The organism is Rhodovulum sp. YNF3179 (genome assembly GCF_050586465.1).
Taxonomy (GTDB): domain Bacteria; phylum Pseudomonadota; class Alphaproteobacteria; order Rhodobacterales; family Rhodobacteraceae; genus CAJXYS01.
In genome coordinates, this window is record NZ_JBOCEG010000003.1 from 1 (window position 1) to 16,391 (window position 16,391).

Annotated in this window: 16 protein-coding genes and 1 tRNA gene; 8 read left to right on the plus strand and 9 right to left on the minus strand. The window is 67.9% G+C overall.

Going from position 1 to position 16,391, the window contains the following annotated elements; all coding sequences use genetic code 11:
• Positions 1 to 166: 166 nt before the first annotated feature.
• A complete protein-coding gene (gene ilvC / locus ACQ5SP_RS05295; protein WP_430937185.1) occupies positions 167 to 1,189 on the minus strand; it encodes a ketol-acid reductoisomerase in 1,023 nt (340 codons plus the stop codon).
• A 132-nt stretch (positions 1,190 to 1,321) separates the two neighbouring features.
• Between ilvC and ACQ5SP_RS05300 the strand changes: the two genes are divergently transcribed.
• From ACQ5SP_RS05300 to ACQ5SP_RS05310, 3 genes are all read left to right on the plus strand, one after another.
• A complete protein-coding gene (locus ACQ5SP_RS05300) occupies positions 1,322 to 1,783 on the plus strand; it encodes an Lrp/AsnC family transcriptional regulator (protein ID WP_430937187.1) in 462 nt (153 codons plus the stop codon).
• Positions 1,780 to 2,238, plus strand: coding sequence for an Lrp/AsnC family transcriptional regulator (locus ACQ5SP_RS05305; protein WP_430937189.1), 459 nt, complete (start codon positions 1,780 to 1,782; stop codon positions 2,236 to 2,238). Before ACQ5SP_RS05300 ends, ACQ5SP_RS05305 begins: the two co-directional genes overlap by 4 nt.
• Positions 2,239 to 2,299: 61 nt before the next feature.
• Positions 2,300 to 3,436, plus strand: coding sequence for an aminotransferase class V-fold PLP-dependent enzyme (locus tag ACQ5SP_RS05310; RefSeq protein WP_430937191.1), 1,137 nt, complete (start codon positions 2,300 to 2,302; stop codon positions 3,434 to 3,436).
• 17 nt (positions 3,437 to 3,453) lie between these two features.
• Here ACQ5SP_RS05310 and ACQ5SP_RS05315 read toward each other — a convergent pair whose 3' ends face one another.
• The 3 genes from ACQ5SP_RS05315 to ACQ5SP_RS05325 all read right to left on the minus strand — a co-directional run bounded on the left by ACQ5SP_RS05315 (position 3,454) and on the right by ACQ5SP_RS05325 (position 5,725).
• The gene (locus ACQ5SP_RS05315; protein WP_430937193.1) at positions 3,454 to 4,695 is read right to left on the minus strand and encodes a UbiH/UbiF family hydroxylase; all 1,242 of its coding nucleotides are present in this window, start codon (positions 4,693 to 4,695) and stop codon (positions 3,454 to 3,456) included.
• A 61-nt stretch (positions 4,696 to 4,756) separates the two neighbouring features.
• Positions 4,757 to 4,996: a hypothetical protein gene (locus ACQ5SP_RS05320; RefSeq protein WP_430937195.1), complete on the minus strand. Its 240-nt coding sequence runs from the start codon at positions 4,994 to 4,996 to the stop codon at positions 4,757 to 4,759.
• An 81-nt stretch (positions 4,997 to 5,077) separates the two neighbouring features.
• On the minus strand, positions 5,078 to 5,725 hold the full coding sequence (locus ACQ5SP_RS05325; RefSeq protein ID WP_430937197.1) for a pyrimidine 5'-nucleotidase: 648 nt from the start codon (positions 5,723 to 5,725) through the stop codon (positions 5,078 to 5,080).
• 102 nt (positions 5,726 to 5,827) lie between these two features.
• Here ACQ5SP_RS05325 and ACQ5SP_RS05330 point away from each other — a divergent pair, with 102 nt between their 5' ends.
• Positions 5,828 to 6,487, plus strand: a complete 660-nt coding sequence (locus ACQ5SP_RS05330) for a GntR family transcriptional regulator (protein WP_430937199.1) — start codon at positions 5,828 to 5,830, stop codon at positions 6,485 to 6,487.
• On the opposite strand, the gene ACQ5SP_RS05335 is transcribed toward ACQ5SP_RS05330, so the two are convergent.
• Together ACQ5SP_RS05335 and carA are read right to left on the minus strand one after the other, a co-directional pair.
• Positions 6,484 to 8,304 carry a glycosyltransferase family 2 protein gene (locus ACQ5SP_RS05335; protein WP_430937201.1) on the minus strand — a complete coding sequence of 607 codons (1,821 nt, stop codon included), beginning with the start codon at positions 8,302 to 8,304 and terminating at the stop codon, positions 6,484 to 6,486. The genes ACQ5SP_RS05330 and ACQ5SP_RS05335 overlap by 4 nt on opposite strands.
• Before the next feature lie 168 nt (positions 8,305 to 8,472).
• Positions 8,473 to 9,645 carry a glutamine-hydrolyzing carbamoyl-phosphate synthase small subunit gene (gene carA, locus ACQ5SP_RS05340; protein WP_430937203.1) on the minus strand — a complete coding sequence of 391 codons (1,173 nt, stop codon included), beginning with the start codon at positions 9,643 to 9,645 and terminating at the stop codon, positions 8,473 to 8,475.
• A 180-nt stretch (positions 9,646 to 9,825) separates the two neighbouring features.
• Here carA and ACQ5SP_RS05345 point away from each other — a divergent pair, with 180 nt between their 5' ends.
• Positions 9,826 to 10,284 (plus strand): GatB/YqeY domain-containing protein, encoded by a 459-nt coding sequence (locus ACQ5SP_RS05345; RefSeq protein WP_430937205.1) that lies wholly within the window; start codon positions 9,826 to 9,828, stop codon positions 10,282 to 10,284.
• A gap of 27 nt (positions 10,285 to 10,311) precedes the next feature.
• Here ACQ5SP_RS05345 and ACQ5SP_RS05350 read toward each other — a convergent pair whose 3' ends face one another.
• The 3 genes from ACQ5SP_RS05350 to lipB form a co-directional block, all read right to left on the minus strand.
• A complete protein-coding gene (locus ACQ5SP_RS05350) occupies positions 10,312 to 10,866 on the minus strand; it encodes a DUF2244 domain-containing protein (protein ID WP_430937207.1) in 555 nt (184 codons plus the stop codon).
• Positions 10,866 to 12,539: a cytochrome c oxidase subunit I gene (ctaD, locus tag ACQ5SP_RS05355; protein WP_430937209.1), complete on the minus strand. Its 1,674-nt coding sequence runs from the start codon at positions 12,537 to 12,539 to the stop codon at positions 10,866 to 10,868. Before ctaD ends, ACQ5SP_RS05350 begins: the two co-directional genes overlap by 1 nt.
• Positions 12,540 to 12,750: 211 nt before the next feature.
• Positions 12,751 to 13,410, minus strand: coding sequence for a lipoyl(octanoyl) transferase LipB (gene lipB, locus ACQ5SP_RS05360; RefSeq protein ID WP_430937211.1), 660 nt, complete (start codon positions 13,408 to 13,410; stop codon positions 12,751 to 12,753).
• A 212-nt stretch (positions 13,411 to 13,622) separates the two neighbouring features.
• Here lipB and ACQ5SP_RS05365 point away from each other — a divergent pair.
• From ACQ5SP_RS05365 to ACQ5SP_RS05375, 3 genes are all read left to right on the plus strand, one after another.
• Positions 13,623 to 13,709 (plus strand) — tRNA-Leu (locus ACQ5SP_RS05365).
• Positions 13,710 to 14,042: 333 nt separating this feature from the next.
• Positions 14,043 to 15,140, plus strand: coding sequence for an ABC transporter ATP-binding protein (locus tag ACQ5SP_RS05370; RefSeq protein ID WP_430937213.1), 1,098 nt, complete (start codon positions 14,043 to 14,045; stop codon positions 15,138 to 15,140).
• 113 nt (positions 15,141 to 15,253) lie between these two features.
• Positions 15,254 to 16,375, plus strand: a complete 1,122-nt coding sequence (locus tag ACQ5SP_RS05375; protein ID WP_430937215.1) for an extracellular solute-binding protein — start codon at positions 15,254 to 15,256, stop codon at positions 16,373 to 16,375.
• The last annotated feature ends 16 nt before the right edge of the window (positions 16,376 to 16,391 follow it).

Sequence of the window (16,391 nt, forward strand, 5' to 3'; positions counted from 1 at the left end):
CGTGTTGGGTTTTGTGTGGGGTGGGTGGGGGTGTGGGGAGTGGTTGCTTTCTGGGGTGGGGGGGGGTGGGTTTGTTTGTTTCTCCTGCTTTCTGTCTTTTTCCCTCCCCTGGCACCCGTACCGTGCGGTGGGGGGCCCCCCCCGGTACAGCCGTGCCAGTCTGCTATCAGTTCTTGGACTTGTCGACCATCTTGCCGGCCGAGATCCACGGCATCATGCCGCGCAGCTTCTCGCCGACCGCCTCGATCTGGTGGGCGTCGTTGATGCGGCGCGTGGCCTTGAAGGACGGCTGGCCGACGGCGCATTCCTGCATCCAGTCGCGCACGAAGCGCCCGGTCTGGATGTCGGTCAGGATCGCCTTCATCCGCGCCTTGGTCTCGTCATAGGGCAGGACACGCGGACCCGACACGTACTCGCCGAACTCGGCGGTGTTCGAGATCGAGTAGTTCATGTTCGCGATGCCGCCCTCGTAGATCAGGTCGACGATCAGCTTCACCTCGTGCAGGCACTCGAAATAGGCCATTTCCGGCTCGTAGCCGGCTTCGACCAGGGTCTCGAAGCCCATGCGGATCAGCTCGACCAGCCCGCCGCAGAGCACGGCCTGTTCGCCGAAGAGATCGGTTTCGCATTCCTGCTGGAAGGTGGTCTCGATGATGCCGGAACGCCCGCCGCCAATGGCCGAGCAGTAGGAGAGCGCCAGGTCCAGCGCCTTGCCGCTGGCGTCGGTGTCGACGGCCACCAGGCAGGGCACGCCGCCGCCCTTGACGAACTCGCCGCGCACGGTGTGGCCGGGGCCCTTCGGCGCCATCATGATCACGTCGACGCCGGGTTTCGGCTCGATCAGGTTGAAATGCACGTTGAGCCCGTGGGCGAAGGCGATCGCCGCGCCCTCGCGGATGTTGTCGTGGACGTATTTCCTGTAGGTCTCGGCCTGCAGCTCGTCGGGCATGGTGAACATCATCAGGTCGCACCAGGCCGCGGCTTCGGCGATGCCCATGACCTGAAGGCCCTCGCCCTCGGCCTTGGCGGCACTGGCCGAGCCTTCGCGCAGCGCCACGACGACGTTCTTGGCGCCGGAATCGCGCAGGTTCAGCGCGTGGGCGTGGCCCTGGCTGCCATAGCCCAGGATCGCCACCTTCTTGTCCTTGATCAGATTGATGTCGCAGTCGCGGTCGTAATACACACGCATGGTTCTGTCCCCTCTTTCGGTCGTGTCGGGCGCCAGCATAGCGACCTGGCATCGATTTCCGGCTCATGTATTGCCTTTCTGTCATGAATGCGCGAAAAATCATTCGCAATAATCCAGATTTGCGAACGAGTCATGCACAGCCTTGATGATACCGACCGCCGGCTCCTGCGCCAGCTGCAGGCGGACCCGACGCTGTCCACGGCCGATCTGGCCGACCGGGCGGGGATCACCGCGCCCACGTGCTGGCGGCGGCTGGAGAAGCTCGAGCGTGCCGGCGTGATCGAGGGCATGGAGGCCGCGATCGACTGGCGCGCGCTCGGCTACGCGGTGGAGGTCAGCCTGCGTGTCACCCTCGACAAGACCGAACGCGCGGCCTTCGACGATTTCCTCGCCGCCGCCCGCGAGGTGGCGGAGGTCAACGAGATCCAGACCTTCCTGGGCCGGGTGGACGTGCGGCTGAACGTGCTCGCCCGTGACATGGCGCATTACCAGGAAATCTATCGCAGCCGCATCCTGACGCTGCCGCATATCGCCGATATCGAGGCCTTGATGCTGGTGGCGACCGTGCAGAACCGCGAGGCTCTGCCGCTGTGACCGATCTCGACGAGACCGACCGCCAGATCCTGCGCGCGCTTGCGCGCGACGCGCGGGCCAGCGCCGGAAAGCTCGGCCGCCAGCTGGGGCTTTCGCAGCCGGCCACCTGGCGGCGCATCCGCAGGCTCGAGGAGGCCGGGATCCTGGCAGGCCGCCGGCTGCGGCTGAACCACGCGGCGCTGGGCTTCGGCGTCACGGTGTTCCTCGGCGTGAAGCTGGCCACCAAGGGGCGCGTCAGCCTCGAGGATTTCGAGCGCGCCGTGACCGCCATCCCCGAGGTGCAGGTCGTCCAGCACGTGCTCGGGCTCTACGACTACAGGCTGCGCGTCGTCGCCCGCGATCTGCCCGACTTCGAGCGCGTCCTGCGCCGCCGGATCATGGCGCTGCCCGGCGTGGGCGAGGTCGAGGCCAACGTGCTGTTGAGCGAGGAACGCCTGTCCGGCCCGCTCGGCTGAGGAATTGGCTTTCTGCGCGGGCTGCGCTAGGGCTTTGGCAGCATTCCGAAGGAGACATGCCATGAACGCCCTCAATCCCGATATCGATCCCGACGGCCTGTTGGAGTTCTCGGTCGTGTTCACCGACCGCTCGCTGAACCACATGAGCGCGGCCTTCCAGCAGGTGATGCGCGATATCGACGCCACCCTGCGCGAGGTCTACAAGGCCGATGCCGTCGCGGTCATTCCCGGCGGCGGCACCTACGCGATGGAGGCCGTCGCGCGCCAGCTCGCCACCGATGCCCGGGCGATGGTGATCCGGAACGGCTGGTTCTCCTACCGCTGGACGCAGATTTTCGAGGCCGGCACGATCCCGGCTGAAGAGACCGTGATGAAGGCGCGGCGCGCGGGCAACGCGACCGACGCGCCCTTTGCCCCCGCGCCGATCGACGAGGTGGTCGCCCGGATCCGCGCCGATCGCCCGGATATCGTCTTCGCGCCCCATGTCGAGACCTCGGCCGGGCTGATCCTGCCGGACGCCTACCTGAAAGCCGTGGCGGACGCCGTCCACGAGGTCGGCGGGCTCTTCGTCCTCGACTGCATCGCCTCGGGCTGCGCCTGGGTCGACATGAAGGCGACCGGCGTGGACGTTCTGATCTCTGCGCCGCAGAAGGGCTGGTCGGCACAGCCCTCGGCCGGCCTCGTGATGCTGTCCGACGCCGCGCGGGCACGGGTCGCGGCGACGCGGTCGACCAGCTTCGCCATCGATCTCGGCAAGTGGCTCTCGATCATGGACGCCTATCTCGGCGGCGGGCATGCCTATCACGCGACCATGCCCACCGATGCGCTGCGCGCCTTCCGCGACACGATGCAGGAAATGCGGGATTACGGCTTCGACAGGCTCTGCGAGGCCCAGTGGGAACAGGGCCGCCGTGTCCGCGCCGCGCTGGCCGCGCGCGGGTTCCGGTCCGTCGCGGCCGAGGGCTTCGAGGCCCCGGGCGTCGTGGTCTGCTACACGGGCGATGCCGAGATCCACACCGGCCGCGCCTTCGCCGCCGAAGGCGTCCAGATCGCCGCGGGCGTGCCGCTGCAATGCGACGAGGGCCCGGACTACAAGAGCTTCCGCCTGGGCCTCTTCGGGCTGGACAAGCTTTACGACGTCGAGGCCAGCGTCGCCCGCCTGGAGGCGGCACTCGACAAGGTCACCGCCGGGGCCTGACGGCCCCGCATCCCCGGTCAGGGGGCCGGCGCGCCGTCCGCCGTCCGCGCCGGACGCGCGCCGAGCCCAGCCTGCATCAGGGTCCGCCGCACCGGGCGCACGTCATGCAGCAGCCGCATCGCCCGGTCGCGGAGCGCCGCCAGCGCCGGTGCGCCGGCCATCGAGGCGCGGTTCAGCGCGTCGATCCCGGTCACGCGGAGCCGGATATCGGCCCAGCGGCGACGATGGTAGGCGCGCAGCATCTCCGCGTCGCCCAGCCCCTCGGGGCGGGCGCGGGCCAGCTCCAGCAGGCAGCCCATGTCGGCCAGGCTCATGTTGAGACCCTGCGCGCCGATGGGCGGCACCACGTGGGCGGCCTCGGCGATCAGGGCGACCCGTTCGCCGTCGAGCCGATCCGCGATCTGGCTGATGATGGGCCAGACGGTGATCTGGCTGGCCAGCGACAGCGGCCCGAAGTGGTAGCAGGACCGCGCCGACATCTCGGCCTCGAGCGCGGCCCGATCCATCTGTGCCAGGTCCAGCGCGCGGGGGCCTTCCTCCATCCAGACAACGGCCGAATGGGGCCGGCCGTCCAGATCGGGCAGCGGCACCAGCGTGAACGGCCCGCCCGAAAGATGGATCTCGGTCGAGACGTTCTGGTGCGGAATCGGATGGGTGACGGTGAAGGCCAGCGCCTTCTGCCCGTAGCGCATGGTCTGCACGCCGATCCCGGCGGCCTCGCGCACCGGCGAGTTGCGCCCGTCGGCGGCCACGACCAGCCGCGCGCGGCAGCGCGTCCCGTCCGAAAGCCGCGCGATCGCCTCGGTCTCGCGGGTGAAAAGCCGCGCGGTGGCCACGCCGGGGCGGAACGCGACGTTGGGCAACTCGGCGATGCGCGCCACCATCTCGCGGCGCAGGAGCCAGTTCGGAAGATTCCAGCCGAAAGGCAGGTCGGAAATATCGGCGGCATCGAAATCGCGCACGGACCGGGCCTCGGGCGGATCGCCGCCGGCCTCGACGATGCGCATCACCTGCAGGTCGGCGGCATGGGGGGCGAGCCGGTCCCAGAGCCCGGCCGCCTCCAGCACCGCGCGCGAGGGCTGCAGGAAGGCGGTGGAGCGCAGGTCGGCGCCGTCGGCCGCGGCCTCGGTCACGGGCGGGGCCGGATCGACACAGAGAACCGAGAACCCCGCCGAGCCGAAGGCGCAGGCCGCCGTCAGCCCGGCGACGCCGCCGCCGGATACGAGGATGTCGTGATGGGTCGTGCTGCCGTCTGCCATGGGTCCGCCTCCTCGGGCCGGAGAGTAGTCCGCGCAGCCGGCGGGGCAAAGCGGCAATCCGTCATCCCTTGGTGATCAGGAACAGGATCAGGAAGCAGACCGGGACCAGCGCGAGCGCGGGCAGGATGATCGCGGGATAGCCGAAGGCCATGATCGCCATGATCCAGATCGCCACCAGCGAAAACAGCGCGTAATAGATGTTGTCGGCATCGCCATACATCACGTCGCGCAGCATCCAGCCGAAAACGGGCACGAGAAAGAGCAGCCGCTGCCAGCGGGGAAGTCGGGGCGTCGAGGTCATGAAGTCATCCTGGTTGGGTGGTAAGGCGTTCAGGACGAAAGATATTCCGCCGCTGCGCCCTGTTCAGAGGGCTGCGGCAACCTACCGCGTCAGCCGGGCCAGGAACGCGGCGAGGTCATCGGTGTGATGGTGAATGTGCTGCGCCGGGGCCGGGGCGTCGGCCACGTGGACGGTGCGCATGCCCATCTGGTGCGGCGCCTCGAGGTTGCGCGGATCGTCCTCGAACATGGCGGCGGCGCCGGCCTCGACACCGTCGAGCGCGAAGACCGTCTCGAAGGCCGCGCGCGCGGGTTTGGGCCGGTAACCGGCATGTTCCACCCCGTAGAGCGCGTCGAAAGCGTCTTCCAGCCCGCGGGCCGCGAGAACCCGGCGCGCATAGGGCTCCGAGCCGTTGGTATAGACGATGCGCCGGCCCGGCAGCGCGGTGATGCCGGCGCGCAGCGCCGGGTCGGGTTCCAGGTGGTCGAGCGAGATGTCGTGCACCTCGTCGAGATAGGGGCCCGGATCGACGCCATGGACCGCCATCAGCCCGGCCAGCGTCGTGCCGTACTCGGCCCAGTAGACCCGGCGCAGCCGGTCGGCCTCGGCGCGGTCGGCGCCGGTGGCGCGCATCACGAAATCGGTCATCCGGATCTCGATCTGGTCGAAGAGCCGCGCGGCGGGCGGGTAGAGCGTGTTGTCCAGGTCGAAGACCCAGTGCCGGACATGGGTGAAGTGATGGGCTACCATGGCCGTGACATTACTGCGCGCCCCCGGCCGCGGCAACGCCCGGGCTATTGATTGCCGCGCGGCTCCGGGGATAGGCTTCGGCGGATCCTTGAGGAGACCCCGATGAGCGACGTGAAACCGGCGCAGAAAGACGCCTATGACCTGATCCTGGAGGCGATCGATGTCGGCGTCTTCAAACCGGGAGACCGGCTGGTGGAATCGGAACTCGCCGAACGCTTCGGCGTCTCGCGCACCCCGATCCGCGAGGCCCTGCAGCGGCTCGAGACCCAGTCGATGCTGACCCGCGTCGGCCGTTCGCTGATCGTCTCGTCGCTCGATCACAACCAGCTGGCCGAGCTCTATACCGTCCGCAACGAGCTCGAGGGGCTGGCCGCGCGGCTCGCCGCGCAGCACGCCGCCGAGGAAGAGATCCGCGTTCTCTACGACATGGTCGAGGATGACCGCCAGCTGGTGGACGAGCCGAAGGCGCTCAGCCGGGCGAACCGGCGCTTCCACAAGCAGATCCACCTGGCCAGCCACAACCGCTACCTGGTGCAGCAGCTCGATCTCGTGCATCGCTTCATGGCGCTCCTGGCGACGACCTCGCTGGCGGTGGAGGGCCGCGGCGAGACCGCGCTCGACGAACACCTCGAGATCGTGCGCGCCATCGAGGCCCGCGACGGCGACAGGGCCTGCGACGCGCTGAAGCGCCACCTCTCCAAGGCGTTCGAGACGCGGCTGAAGCTTGACGCCGGCGAGGTGCGCAAGGCCGAGGGCGCCTAGGCGTCGGCCATCGGGTCGCCGGGGCCCGGCCTGGCATGGCCGTGATCGGTCTTGTCCCAGTAGAAGGGCCGCGCGACGATCTCGTAGACCGCTTTCCAGGCGGCGAGGGCGCCAAGCGGGAAATAGAGATGCATGCTCGGCACCCAGGGCATCAGGAAGCGATGTTTCGGGCCGGACGTCGCCGCCAGGGCGATGGCGATCCCCACCAGTTCCGACACCACGAAAAGCGCGGCCAGCGCCACCAGCGCCGCGTCGGGCAGGTGCATCAGGAAAGGCACCGTGCCGGTCAGGGCCAGCAGCCAGAAGGACCAGAGGAACGGCGCGGTCAGGAAGGCCGCCAGCGTACCGAGGAAAAGCACCTGGAACCCGGTGAAACCGCGCGGCCCGAGTTCCGACCAGAGCCGCGCCGGCCGGCGCATGTGGCTGACCCAGGTCATCGCGAAGCCCTTGAGCCAGCGCGAACGCTGGCGCACCCAGGCCCAGGGGCGGCAGTTGGCCTCCTCGTAGGTGACGCTCGGCACGAATTCGCAGCGATAGCCGTGGCGGGCCAGCCGCATGCCGAGATCGGCGTCCTCGGTGACGTTGTGCGCGTCCCAGCCGCCGATCGCCTCGAGCACGTCACGGCGGAAGAAGAGCGTCGTGCCCCCGAGCGGCACCGGCAGGCCCAGCCGCTCGAACCCCGGCAGGATCATCCGGAACCACACCGCGTACTCGATCGCGAAGCAGCGCGACAGCCAGTTCATGCGCGCGTTGTAGAAATCGAGGATGCCCTGCAGGCAGGCGACGTCGGGTTTGCTGGCATGGAACCGGGCGACCATCCGGCGGATCTGGTCGGGCTCGGGCGCATCCTCGGCGTCGTATATGCCGACGATGCTGCCCCGGCAGAAATCGAGCGCGTAGTTCAGCGCCCGGGGCTTGGTCCGCAAGCGCGAGTCCGGCACGAGGGTCACCGCCATCCACGGCGGCAGCGGCGTCGCAGCCAGGGCGGCGCGGGTGACGGCGTCATCCTCCTCGATCACCAGCCGGATCTCGAGCAGCTCCGGCGGATAGTCGAGCCGCCCGAGCCGCCGGATGATATCGGGCAGGATCCGGGCCTCGCGATGCAGCGGCACCAGGATCGAGACCCTGGGCAAACGCGCGATGGCGGGCGGGGGCGCGGCGTCGGCCGCGCCCGCAGCCGCGGCGCGGGCGCGCAGCGTGGCCAGGGCCGCCAGCGTCTTGAGCGTCATGTTCGCCAGGAGCGCGGTGACCGCGATCGCCATCAACACCCATGCGGCGGCGGCCGGGAAGGTCAGGCCGGCCAGCGCCATCGTCGCCAGCGCCGGCGCGCGGATCATCGCGCGGCTGGGGCCGGCCCAGTCCCGGCAGCTCATCTCGGCCGGGCAGCGGGTTTCCGCGCGTTGCGCGAGATCGCCGCGATGAGCGTCGGCAATGGCCTTCTGCACCTGCGAGTCGGGGGCGAAGACGAAGTGATAGGCGCCGAAATCGGCGGGCAGCGCCCGGCGCAGCGGCTCGGCCCGGTCGGGATGGGCGAGCGCCAGAACCGTGACGGAGCCGATCCGGCGCCAGGGCACGGCCCCGTGCGCGAGGCAGAGCGCCGCGGGCAGGCTGCGCGCGATCCGTGCGACGGGCGGCCGGCGGGCCAGATCGACGCTGCGCAGGCCCGAGTCGGCGGCCAGCAGGCGGTCCATCTCGGCGCGGTGGATCACGCCGCGGGCCACCAGGATGTCCGACAGCCGCGCATGCGAACGGTTGCGCTGAGTCGTGGCCTCGGCCAGCTGCTGGTGGGTGAGGTGCCCGGCTTGTACCAGCCGCATGCCAAGCCCGCGGGGGCGGTGGCGGCGCGGGCGTGATCCGGTGGCCGCGGGCCGCGGGACGGGACGGATTTGGGATGCGCGGGTCATCGGCGGCCTCCGGGTTGCAGGGTCAGCCTGCAAGCCGCCGGTAAAAAAGTGGTTAAGCGGGGATTTACCCTGCCGCGCGGGTCAGCCGCGGGCCTCGATCGAGGCGACGAAACGCTCGAAGAGATAATAGCTGTCCTGCGGTCCGGGGCTCGCCTCGGGGTGATACTGCACGCTGAAGACCGGGCGATCCGTCATGCGGATGCCGCAGTTCGACCCGTCGAAGAGCGAGACATGGGTTTCCATGACGCCCCCGGGCAGGGTCTGGCTGTCCACGGTGAAGCCGTGGTTCATCGAGGTGATCTCGACCTTGCCGGTCTCGAGATCCTTCACGGGATGGTTGGCGCCGTGATGGCCGTGGTTCATCTTGACGGTGGTCGCGCCAAGCGCGCGGGCCAGCATCTGGTGCCCGAGGCAGATCCCGAAGACCGGGATATCGGTCTTGTCCATGATCTCGCGGATCATGGGCACGGCGTATTCGCCGGTCGCCGCCGGGTCGCCCGGCCCGTTGGACAGGAACAGCCCCTCGGGCTCCTGGGCGAGGATTTCCTCGGCCGTGGCGGTGGCCGGCATCACGGTCACGTCGCAGCCCGCGCTGGCGAGGCAGCGCAGGATGTTCCGCTTGGCGCCGTAATCGACGGCGACGACGCGCCGCCCCGGCGTCTCGCGCCGGCTGTAGCCCTCGGGCCAGGCCCAGCGCATCTCGTCCCAGCGGTAGGATTGCACGCAGCTGACGTCGCGCGCGAGGTCCAGCCCGACGAGCCCGGGGAAGCTCCGCGCCCGCGCGACCAGCGCCTCGATGTCGAAATTGCCCTGCGGGTCATGCGAGATCGCCGCGTGCGGCGCGCCCTGCTGGCGGATCGCGCGGGTCAGGCGGCGCGTGTCGACACCGCCGATCCCGATGCGGCCGTGCCGCGCCAGCCATTCGCCCAGCCGCGCCTCTGCGCGCCAGTTCGAGGGTTCGGTCGGGTCCCACTTGACCACCATCCCGGCCGCGACCGGGTCGGCGGTCTCGTCATCCTCGGCATTGGTGCCGGTATTGCCGATATGGGGAAAGGTGAAGGTCACGATCTGCCCGGCATAGGAGGGATCGGTCATGATCTCCTGGTAGCCGGTCATCGCCGTGTTGAAACAGAGCTCGGCCACGGCGTCGCCGGTGGCGCCGAATCCCCTGCCGTAGAGGATGGTTCCATCCGCGAGCGCGATGCAGGCGGTGGCGGTGTCCCGGGTCGTCATCGGCTGGGTGTCGGCAGGCATGGGCGAGTCTCGCGGCTGGATCGGGGCGAACCTATGATCGGGGGCAGGAAGCGTCAAGTAAGATACGGAAAAACAAACACTTTCATAACAATGACTTAGTATGGTCGCGGGTGGTTGTCTCCGCTGCGCGGGGCAAGTATTGTCGGAACTTCGACCACGCTCATGGGGATGAGAAAGCCGATGGAGATGAGAGACCGTATCACGGCGGCGCTGAAAGAGGCCATGAAGGCCAAGGACCAGGACCGCCTGTCGACATTGCGCCTGATCAACGCGGCGATCAAGGACCGCGACATCGCGATCCGCAGCGACGGGCGCGGCGACGGCGTCGGCGACGACGAGATCCTCGCGATCCTCGGGCGCATGGTCAAGCAACGCCAGGAGAGCGTCCGCGCCTATGAAGAGGGCGGCCGGCTGGACCTGGCCGAGCGCGAACAGCGCGAGGTCGAGGTGATCGAGGAATTCCTGCCGCGCCAGCTCTCCGAGGCGGAGGTCGACAAGGCAGTCGAGGCCGCGGTCCGCGAGGTGGGCGCCGAGTCGATCCGCGACATGGGCCGCGTCATGGGCGTGCTCAAGTCCAGGTATACCGGCCAGATGGATTTCGGCGTGGTCGGGCCCAAGGTGAAGGCCCGGCTCGGCTAGTCCCGGCCGCCGCGGCGGCCGGCCCGGTCAGGCCGGCGGCGGCGACGGGCTCGGCGGCTGCGCGGCCTGTGCCAGCAGGCGTTCGAGATCGGCGAAAAGGCCCGCGCGTTCCTCGGGGCTGAGGAAGGCGCCGAGCTCGATCTCGCGCCCGCCGCCCTTCAGCGTCAGGTATTTGGGCACCGGCCCGCCATCTTCGTGCAGGGTGGCCTTGGTCCAGTAGGGGTTCGCCGCCCATTCCCGGACATCGCCGCGCGGCTCGTGGCGGGTGACGCGGATCAGGTCATGCCCGATCTCCAGCCGCTCGTAGAGCGCGCCGTCCGCCGTGTTGCGCCGGATCGCGTGCCAGAGCGCCCAGACCGTGCCAATCAGGAAGGGCAGCATCGCCCAGAGCGCGAGCGTGCCCAGCAGCGCGATCAGCGGGATCAGCAGGAACCCGCAGGCCACCGCGATCACCCAGGCGAAGCCTTCGGGCGGCAGTGACCGGTGCGGGCGCAGCACGACCTGGTAGAACGGCGCCTCCGAAGCGGAAGGGGCCCCGGCATCTGCCGGAGCCCCCCCATGCGTCACATGCTCCAGCGGCATCAGTGGTGCGCCGGCCTGTCCCACATGTCCTGGGTGGGCAGGGTCTCGAAGGTGTGCTCCGGCGGGGGCGAGGACACGGTCCATTCCAGCGTGTCCGCCGACTCGCCCCAGTAGTTGTCCGCGGTCTCCTTGCGGCCGGCGAAGAGCGCGTAGAACACGACGCCGATGAAGAACACGAATGAGGCGAACGACAGGAACGCGCCCCAGGACGACACCGCGTTCCAGAAGGCGAAGGCCTCCGGGTAGTCGATGTAGCGGCGCGGCATGCCCTGGCGCCCCAGGAAGTGCTGCGGGAAGAAGGTCAGGTTGGCCCCCACGAAGAAGGTCCAGAAATGCACCTGGCCCGCCCATTCCGGGTACTGGCGGCCGCTCATCTTGCCGAACCAGTAGTAGATGCCGGCGAAGATGCAGAAGACCGCGCCGAGGCTCATCACGTAGTGGAAATGCGCCACCACGTAATAGGTGTCGTGGTAGGCCCGGTCGATCCCGGCCTGGGACAGCACGATGCCCGTGACGCCGCCGATGGTGAAGAGGAAAAGGAAGCCGAAGGCGAAGAGCATCGGCGTCTTGAACTCCACCGAACCGCCCCACATCGTGGCGATCCAGCTGAAGACCTTGATGCCCGTGGGCACCGCGATCACCATGGTCGCCAGCATGAAGTAGGACTGCTGCGTCAGGCTCATGCCCACGGTGTACATGTGGTGCGCCCAGACCACGAAGCCCAGCGCCCCGATCGCGATCATCGCCCAGACCATCGGCAGGTAGCCGAAGATCGGCTTGCGCGAGAAGGTGGCGATGACGTGGCTGATCAGGCCGAAGCCCGGCAGGATGATCATGTAGACCTCGGGATGGCCGAAGAACCACAGCAGGTGCTGGTAGAGCACCGGGTCGCCGCCGCCGGCGGGATCGAAGAAGGTGGTGCCGAAGTTACGGTCGGTCAGCAGCATGGTGATCGCGCCGGCCAGCACGGGCAGCGACAGCAGGATCAGCCAGGCGGTGACGAAGATCGACCAGGCGAAGAGCGGCGCCTTGAAGAGCGTCATGCCGGGCGCGCGCATGTTGAGGAAGGTGGTGATCATGTTGATCGCGCCCAGGATCGACGACGCGCCCGAGACGTGCACGGCGAAGATCGCGAGGTCCATCGACATCCCGGCCTCGCGCGTCGAGAGCGGCGCGTAGAGCACCCAGCCCACGCCGGTGCCGAGCTGGCCGTTGCCCCCCGGCGCCAGCAGCGACGCCACCGCCAGCGAAGAGCCCGCCACGTACATCCAGTAGGACAGGTTGTTCATGCGCGGGAAGGCCATGTCCGGCGCGCCGATCATCAGCGGCATGAAGTAGTTGCCGAAGCCGCCGAACAGCGCCGGGATCACCACGAAGAACATCATCAGGATGCCGTGGCCGGTGATCAGAACGTTCCAGAGATGCCCGTTCGGGGTGCAGTTCTCGGCCGCCGCGGCGACGAGGCTGGCGCCCTCGAGGCACATGTACTGGACGCCGGGCTCCATGAGCTCCATGCGCATGTAGACGGTGAAGGCCACCGAGATGAAGCCGAGCAGGCCGGCCGTGAAGAGATAAAGGATCCCGATATCCTTGTGGTTCGTCGACATGAACCAGCGCGTGAAGAAACCCTTCTCCCCGTGCTCGTCATGTGCATGCATGGCTGCGTCGGCCATCACGTACTCCCGTTCCTTTGGTCTGGTCCACGTCGCGGCTTTCCCGCCCGCGCGCGGTTATCAGGTCCGATTTTTAATCGCCGCGTGCTGTCAGGGCAATCGCTGATACCCGGTTTCCGTGGGAAAAATTGACACAGATCAAATATTGAATATGTCGTGCGGGGTTTTTCCCGTCCGATCGGGGGGTCTGACCCTCGAAAGGCGGGGGCGGTCAGCGGCGCGCGGGGCCGAAAACCTCGTCGAAGGTGCGCTTCAGCGCCACGTCCACATCCGTCAGCGTCACCGGCAGGCCCAGATCCACGAGACTCGTCACCCCGTGCTCGCGGATGCCGCAGGGAACGATTCCCTCGAAATGATCGAGGTCGGGATCGACGTTGATCGAGATGCCGTGAAAGCTGACCCAGCGCCGGACCCGGACGCCGATCGCGGCGATCTTGTCCTCGGGGGGATGGCCGGCGGGGGTCAGCGGCTTGTCGTCGCGCACCACCCAGACGCCGACGCGGCCGGCGCGCCGCTCGCCCCGGACGCTGAACTCGGCCAGGGTCGCGATGACCCAGTCCTCGAGCGCCCGGACATAGGCGCGGATGTCGCGCCCGCGCCGGTTCAGGTCGAGCATGACGTAGGCCACGCGCTGGCCGGGGCCGTGATAGGTGTATTCGCCGCCGCGCCGCGTCGGGTAGACCGGGAACCGGTCGGGATCGGTCAGGTCTTCGGCGCGGGCGCTGGTGCCGGCGGTATAGAGAGGGGGATGTTCCAGCAGCCACACGGCCTCGCCGGCCGCGCCCCGCGCGATGGCGTCGGCGCGGGCCTCCATCTCGCGCTCCGCGGCCCGGTAATCGACCGGTCTGTCCGAGATGATCCATTCCACCATGCCTGCGCCGCCCACCGATCCCTGTCGCCCGTGCCCGCCGGCGTGGCGGGCGCGCGCATTATCCGACGGGACGCGAGCCGCCACAACGCGATTCCCGGCGCCTCCGGGATGCGCGGCCGGGGTTCGGAAAAGACTGGCAAGAATCCGGAATATACCCCTTCACATCCCCGAACCGAGCCGCTAAATAGCGGCCTCACCAAGCCAGAGACTGTGCGGTCGTGGCGGAATTGGTAGACGCGCAGCGTTGAGGTCGCTGTGGGGTAACACCCGTGGAAGTTCGAATCTTCTCGACCGCACCATCTTTGCCCCGGCGCTCCCGAAAAAACGCTTTCGAATCCCCGTAGTCGCCCTTGCGCTTGGGATGCGCCGGACGTCCGCGTCTCGCGGCCCGCGTGTTTCACGTTTGCCCAAATATTGTGCGCCTCTCTGGCGGCGCTGCCCAAGAAACAGCGGGTTTCACAAGCAAAAACCATCCTAAATATCTGTTTATAAATAAAAAAACGCGCATTAAGTTTCGTGAAACTTCCGCGTTGATCTTCGGAGCGAGCATGTTACCGTTCTGACCGACGCGGGCAAAGAACCCGGCAAAGACAACAGAACGCCGCATGGGCGACCAGCAGAGGGGATAACGCGTGAGCGAAGCATCTGGTGATGGATTCGTCGTTTTCGACAAGGTGCAGAAGAGCTACGACGGCGAAACGCTGGTCGTGAAAGACCTCAATCTGAATATCGGACGGGGCGAGTTTCTGACGATGCTTGGCCCCTCGGGCTCCGGCAAGACGACCTGCCTTATGATGCTCGCCGGGTTCGAGACCGCCACCCATGGCGACATCCTTCTCGGAGGCAAGCCGATCAACAACATCCCGCCGCACAAGCGCGGGATCGGCATGGTCTTTCAGAACTACGCGCTCTTCCCGCACATGACCGTGGCCGAGAACCTGTCCTTCCCGCTCGAAGTGCGGAACATGGACAAGAGCGAGCGCGAGGCGAAGATCAAGCGCGCGCTCGACATGGTGCAGATGGGAGCCTTCGGTGGCCGGCGGCCGGCCCAGCTCTCGGGCGGGCAGATGCAGCGGGTCGCGCTGGCCCGCGCGCTCGTCTTCGAGCCCGAGCTGGTGCTGATGGACGAACCGCTCGGCGCGCTCGACAAGCAGCTGCGCGAACACATGCAGTTCGAGATCACCAACCTGGCCCACCAGCTGGGGATCACCACGGTCTACGTGACCCACGACCAGACCGAGGCGCTGACCATGTCGGACCGGGTCGCGGTGTTCGACGACGGCCGGATCCAGCAGCTCGCGCCGCCGGATCAGCTTTACGAAGAGCCGGAAAACAGTTTCGTCGCCCAGTTCATCGGCGAGAACAACACGATGGAAGGCACGGTCCAGGAGATCAACGGCGACGTCGCGCTGATCAAGCTCGATGACGGCGAGCTGATCGACGCCAAGCCGGTGAACGTGTCGAAGCCGGGCGAGCGGACACAGGTGTCCATCCGCCCCGAGCGCGTCGAGTACAACAAGGAGCGCCTCAGCCCCGACGCCCATACGCTGAAGGCCGAGGTGCTGGAGTTCATCTACATGGGCGACATCTTCCGCACCCGCCTCAAGGTGGCCGGCAAGGAGGATTTCGTCATCAAGACCCGGAACGCGCCCGACCAGCGGCGCCTGAAGCCGGGCGAGCAGATCGAGATCGGCTGGTTGCCGCAAGACTGCCGGGCGCTCGACGCCTGAGCCTGCGTGACCAGAGATGCCGGCGGCGGGGTGCCGCCGGCCAACAGCAAGGGCCCCCGGGACTTCCCGGGAACCGGGAGCTCAAGTCCAACCGGGAGCATAGGGAGTATGCAATGAAGACGACAAAGACCCTCATGGCCACCACGGCCATGACCGTGGCAGCCGGGATGGCCTTCGCCGACAATCATGGCGACATGGCCGACTCCATGACCATGGTGTCCTGGGGTGGCGCCTACCAGAACAGCCAGATCAAGGCTTACGTGGAGCCCTACCAGGAAATGCACCCCGAGCTCGAGGTCGTCACCGACGAGAGCTCCGCCGAGGCCGTCGCCAAGCTGCGCGCGATGGACGAGGCCGGGAACATCACCTGGGATATCGTCGACGTGGTCGCGGCCGACGCGATGCGCCTCTGCGACGAGGGCCTGGCGATGGAAATCGACCATGACGACGCGCTGGCGCCCGCGCCGGACGGCACCGACGCCTCCGACGACTTCGGCGACCTGATCGTCAGCGACTGCTTCATCCCGCAGATCGTCTACTCGACCACCTTCGGCTACCGCACCGACATGGTGCCGGACGGCGCCGAGGCCCCGAACGACATCTGCGACGTCTGGGACCTGGAAACCTATCCGGGCAAGCGGTCGCTCGAGAAGCGCCCGATCAACAACGTGGAATGGGCGCTCTACTGCGACGGCGTGGCCAAGGACGAGATCTACGACGTGCTCGCCACCGAAGAAGGCCAGGAGCGCGCTCTTGCCAAGCTCGACGAGATCAAGGACGACGTGGTCTGGTGGTCGGCCGGCGCCGACACGCCGCAGCTGCTGGCCGATGGCGAGGTCTTCATGGGCTCGACCTATAACGGCCGCCTCTTCTCGGTCATCGAGGAGCAGGACCAGCCCGTCGGCATGATGTGGGACATGCAGGTGTTCGACCTGGACGGTTGGATCGTTCCCGCCGGCCTGCCGGATGAGCGCCTGGCCCGCGTGATGGACTTCCTGCACTTCGCCACCGACACCCAGCGTCTGGCGGACCAGGCCAAGTACATCTCCTACGGCCCGGCGCGCGCCTCCTCGGCGCCGCTCGTCTCGACCCATGCCGAGCTCGGCATCGAGATGGCGCCGCACATGCCGACCGATCCGAATAACGCGGCCAACACGCTGCTCTACAACTACGAGTTCTGGGCGGACTATCGCGACGACATCGACGCGAAGTTCCAGGCCTGGCTCGCGCAGTGATCGTCTGAGACGACCG